The following is a 5383-nucleotide window of genomic DNA, read 5'->3' as shown; positions in this document are numbered from 1 at the left end:
CAAGCATCATATACACTGAGTTAAACCCTTGTTGGTCCTCTCTAATGTTTTTCATTGATAATTCTGTAAGCTGTGCATTAGTCGCAGTCCAAACATCAATTACCTGATTGTATCGTTCATTTTGAGTAATAAGACCCATTCCATAGTTACCACGTATGGCATCTACCTTAGTATTTGCCTCATCAATCATAGATTGCTTCTCTGCTGGAATCATAATATCTCCAAGTGAGAAAGACAATCCACCACGGAATGCAAATCCGTAACCTAAGTCCTTAATTTCATCAAGGAAAGCAGCTGTTCTTGGAACATCTGTCACTTTAAGAATATCTCCGATAATATCTCTAAGAGCTTTCTTAGTTAATACTTCATTGATATATCCTGCCTCATCTGGAACCTTTTGATTAAAAATTACTCGGCCAGCAGTTGTTTCAATGATCTCGGCTTTATAAGAACCATCACCTTGAAGTAGATTGATTCTACATTTAACCGGAGCATTAATATCTACACGTTTCTCATTAAAAGCAATTACTAATTCTTCTGGTCCATAAAAAGTAAGTCCTTCACCCTTCACTATGTGTCCAGGTTCTGATCTACGTAATTTAGTCATATAATAAAGACCCAATACCATGTCCTGAGAAGGAACGGCGATAGGGCTACCGTTAGCAGGGTTCAAAATGTTGTGAGATGCGAGCATCAACAACTGACATTCTAAAATTGCCTCTGGTCCAAGTGGCAAGTGTACCGCCATCTGGTCACCATCAAAGTCGGCATTAAATGCCGTACATACTAATGGGTGCAACTGAATCGCTTTACCTTCAATCAACTTAGGTTGAAATGCTTGAATACCAAGTCTGTGAAGTGTAGGAGCACGGTTTAACATAACTGGATGTCCCTTCAGAACGTTTTCCAAGATATCCCAAACTACAGGCTCTTTTTTATCTATGATTTTCTTAGCTGACTTTACAGTCTTTACAATACCACGCTCAATAAGTTTACGGATTACAAAAGGCTTATAAAGCTCAGCAGCCATATCTTTAGGGATACCACACTCATATAATTTAAGCTCTGGTCCCACAACGATTACCGAACGTGCTGAATAATCCACACGCTTACCTAGTAAGTTCTGACGGAAACGTCCTTGCTTACCTTTAAGGGAATCTGATAATGATTTTAATGGTCTGTTAGAATCTGTTTTAACAGCACTAGATTTTCTTGTATTATCAAGAAGTGAATCTACCGCTTCTTGCAACATACGTTTCTCGTTACGAAGAATTACTTCTGGAGCTTTAATCTCCATCAATCTCTTCAAACGATTGTTACGTATAATTACACGACGGTAAAGATCATTTAAATCAGATGTTGCAAAACGACCACCATCTAGCGGTACTAATGGACGTAATTCTGGTGGTATAACTGGCACCACTTTCATGATCATCCACTCAGGCTTGTTCTCACGACGCTCATTAGAATCTTTTAAAGCCTCTACTACTTGTAGACGTTTTAAGGCCTCTGTTTTACGCTGCTTAGACGTCTCGTTGTTAGCTTTATGTCTTAAATCATAAGATAATGACTCTAGATCAATGCGTTGTAATAACTCTATCAAACACTCTGCACCCATCTTAGCGATGAATTTATTAGGGTCTGAATCTTCTAAATATAAATTCTCTTGAGGTAAACTATCTAAAATATCAAGATATTCCTCTTCTGTAAGAAAGTCTAATTTTTGTACCTCTTCACCTTCGGCATTTTTTGCAATACCAGGCTGAATTACTACATATCTTTCGTAATAAATGATCATATCTAGCTTCTTAGATGGAAGTCCAAGTAGATATCCTATTTTGTTAGGTAAACTACGGAAATACCATATGTGTGCAACTGGCACAACAAGATTGATATGTCCTATACGATCACGTCTTACTTTCTTCTCTGTAACCTCTACACCACATCGGTCACATACGATACCTTTGTAACGTATACGCTTATATTTTCCACAAGCACATTCATAATCCTTAACAGGACCAAAAATGCGTTCACAGAAAAGACCATCCCTTTCAGGTTTGTGCGTACGATAGTTAATCGTTTCTGGTTTTAACACCTCACCTCTTGACTCTGCAAGAATTGCTTCAGGAGATGCAAGACCGATGGAAATTTTTGAAAATTTCTTTTGTGTTGGGTTCTCTTTATGTCTAGCCATAATAATGGTACTATTTTTAGTTTAAAGTAATGAGGTTTCTAAGAGTTCCGCTTTCGCGAAAGCGGAACAAGTATCCATCCTCACAGAAAAATTAATCCTCAAGTCTTAGATCTAATCCTAGACCTTTCAACTCGTGCATCAATACGTTAAATGATTCTGGAAGACCAGGCTCTGGCATAGGCTCACCTTTTACGATTGCTTCGTAAGTTTTTGCTCTACCTATAACATCATCTGATTTCACAGTCAAGATTTCACGTAGAGTACTAGAAGCACCGTATGCTTCAAGTGCCCAAACCTCCATCTCTCCAAAACGCTGACCACCGAACTGTGCTTTACCACCTAGTGGCTGTTGCGTAATCAATGAGTATGGACCTATAGAACGTGCGTGCATCTTGTCATCTACCATGTGACCGAGTTTAAGCATATAGATAATACCTACAGTTGCAGGTTGATCAAAACGCTCACCAGTACCACCGTCATATAGATACGTATGACCAAATCTTGGGATACCAGCCTCGTCAGTATATCCATTTATCTGATCTAGGGTTGCACCGTCAAAGATAGGAGTGGCAAATTTCTTACCTAATTTCTCACCTGCCCAACCTAGTACTGTTTCATAAATCTGACCAATGTTCATACGAGAAGGTACACCAAGTGGATTCAATACGATATCTACAGGTGTTCCATCCTCTAAGAATGGCATATCTTCCTGACGTACAATACGCGCAACAATACCTTTGTTACCGTGACGACCTGCCATCTTATCTCCTACTTTAAGTTTACGTTTTTTAGCGATGTAAACTTTAGCAAGCTTGATAATACCAGCTGGAAGTTCATCTCCTACTGAGATAGTAAACTTCTCGCGACGTAATGATCCTTGAAGATCATTCTCTTTGATCTTATAGTTGTGTAATAAGTCTGCAACCATCTCATTCACTTCAGTGCTTGTAGTCCAAGTACCAGACGTTAAATGAGTAAAGTCATCCACAGAATTCAACATCTTAAGAGTATATTTTTTACCTTTAGGAAGAACTTCTTCACCTAAATCGTTAAATACACCTTGAGAAGTTTTACCACTTACTATTTCAAATAATTTTTCAATTAATCTTTCTTGAAGAGCATCAAATTTAGCTTGATATTTTTGTTCTAATCTAGCTATATCTTCTTTATCTTGAGCTCTCTTTCTTTTGTCTTTAACTGCTCGAGAAAACAACTTTTTATCGATAACAACACCTCTCAATGAAGGAGAAGCTTTTAAGGAAGCATCTTTTACATCGCCTGCTTTATCACCGAATATAGCTCTAAGAAGCTTTTCTTCTGGAGTAGGATCAGATTCTCCTTTAGGAGTAATCTTTCCAATTAAAATATCACCAGGTTTTACTTCTGCACCGATACGTATCATACCGTGCTCATCAAGATTAGCTGTTGCTTCTTCACTTACGTTAGGAATATCTGCAGTAAGCTCTTCATTTCCTAATTTTGTATCTCTTACTTCAAGAGAATACTCATCAACATGTATAGATGTGAAGATATCTTCACGAACAACTTTTTCAGAAATAACAATCGCATCCTCAAAGTTATACCCTTTCCAAGGCATAAACGCAACTTTCATATTTCTACCTAAAGCTAATTCTCCAGCTTCAGTTGCATAACCTTGACAAAGAACTTGACCTTTATTAACTCTATCTCCTTTAACAACTATAGGTTTTAAGGTGATACTTGTTCCCTGATTTGTTTTACGGAATTTAATAAGGTTATAAGAAGTGTCTTCTGGCTCAAAACTTACAAGTGACTCTCTTTCTGTGCGATCATAACGTATAACTATTTTCTGTGAATCTACGTATACAACCTCACCATCACCTTCTGCATTTATTAAAACTCTAGAATCGGTTGCTACTTGTCTTTCTAGACCAGTTCCTACTATAGGTGCATCAACTCTTAATAATGGTACTGCCTGACGCATCATGTTAGATCCCATCAATGCACGGTTTGCATCATCATGTTCTAAGAAAGGAATCAATGATGCCGATATAGAAGCAATTTGATTAGGTGCAACGTCAGCATAGGCAACCTCATTAGTTTCTACTACTGGAAAATCACCTTCCATACGTGCGATTACCTTATCTTGGTCTATTTTACCATCTGATAGTGGTAAGTTAGCTTGAGCTATGTGTAATCCTTCTTCTTCTTCTGCACTTAAATAAATAGGCTCATCATTCAAGTTAACCACCCCATTCTCTACTTTACGATATGGAGTTTCAATGAATCCCATTCCATTTACTTTAGCAAAAACTGCAAGTGAAGAGATCAATCCAATGTTAGGGCCTTCAGGAGTTTCAATAGGACAAAGACGACCATAGTGAGTATAATGAACATCACGAACCTCAAACCCAGCTCTTTCTCTTGATAAACCACCTGGTCCAAGTGCTGATAACCTACGCTTATGAGTAATCTCTGCTAATGGATTTGTTTGATCCATAAATTGAGAAAGCTGATTTGTTCCAAAGAATGAGTTAATTACAGAAGACAAAGTCTTTGCGTTAATCAAGTCAATAGGAGTAAATACTTCATTATCTCTAACGTTCATTCGCTCACGAATGGTACGAGCCATACGAGCTAATCCTACTCCAAATTGTTGAGACAACTGCTCTCCAACGGTACGCACACGGCGATTAGATAGGTGATCAATATCATCAATCTCCGCTTTAGAGTTGATTAACATGATCAAATGTTTAATTATAGTAATGATATCCTCTTTGGTAAGCACTTGCTTATCCATAGCTATATCAAGACCTAATTTTTTATTCATTCTGTAACGACCTACTTCACCTAAATTATATCTCTGATCAGAGAAAAATAATTTATCGATGATACCACGCGCAGTTTCTTCATCTGGCGGCTCAGCGTTACGTAATTGTCTATAAATATGTTCTACCGCTTCTTTTTCAGAATTGGTAGGATCTTTTTGTAAAGTATTATGAATTATGGCATAATCTGCAGACATGTTATCTTCTTTATGAAGAAGAATTGTTTTAGCCTGAGATTCTAGGATTTCATCGATATGTTCTTTTTCTAAAATCGTATCACGATCAAGAACAATCTCATTACGCTCGATAGATACTACTTCACCAGTATCTTCGTCTACGAAATCTTCATGCCAAGTTCTAAGTACACGAGCTGCGAGCTTGC

2 protein-coding genes are annotated in these 5383 nt (G+C 37.6%); both read right to left on the bottom strand.

The genetic code is table 11. The features are described from left to right. A partial coding sequence (rpoC, locus tag A9Q93_RS08250) for a DNA-directed RNA polymerase subunit beta' (protein ID WP_303686912.1) occupies nt 1-2194 on the bottom strand: 2194 nt, incomplete at its 3' end. A gap of 91 nt (nt 2195-2285) precedes the next feature. Next, nucleotides 2286-5383 (bottom strand): DNA-directed RNA polymerase subunit beta (rpoB, locus tag A9Q93_RS08245; RefSeq protein WP_303686911.1); only part of this gene is annotated, 3098 nt, incomplete at its 5' end.

This window comes from Nonlabens dokdonensis, assembly GCF_002162835.1.
GTDB lineage: Bacteria > Bacteroidota > Bacteroidia > Flavobacteriales > Flavobacteriaceae > Nonlabens > Nonlabens dokdonensis_B.
Note: the sequence above shows the minus strand (reverse complement) of the source record. Positions and strands in the feature narration are given on the sequence as shown.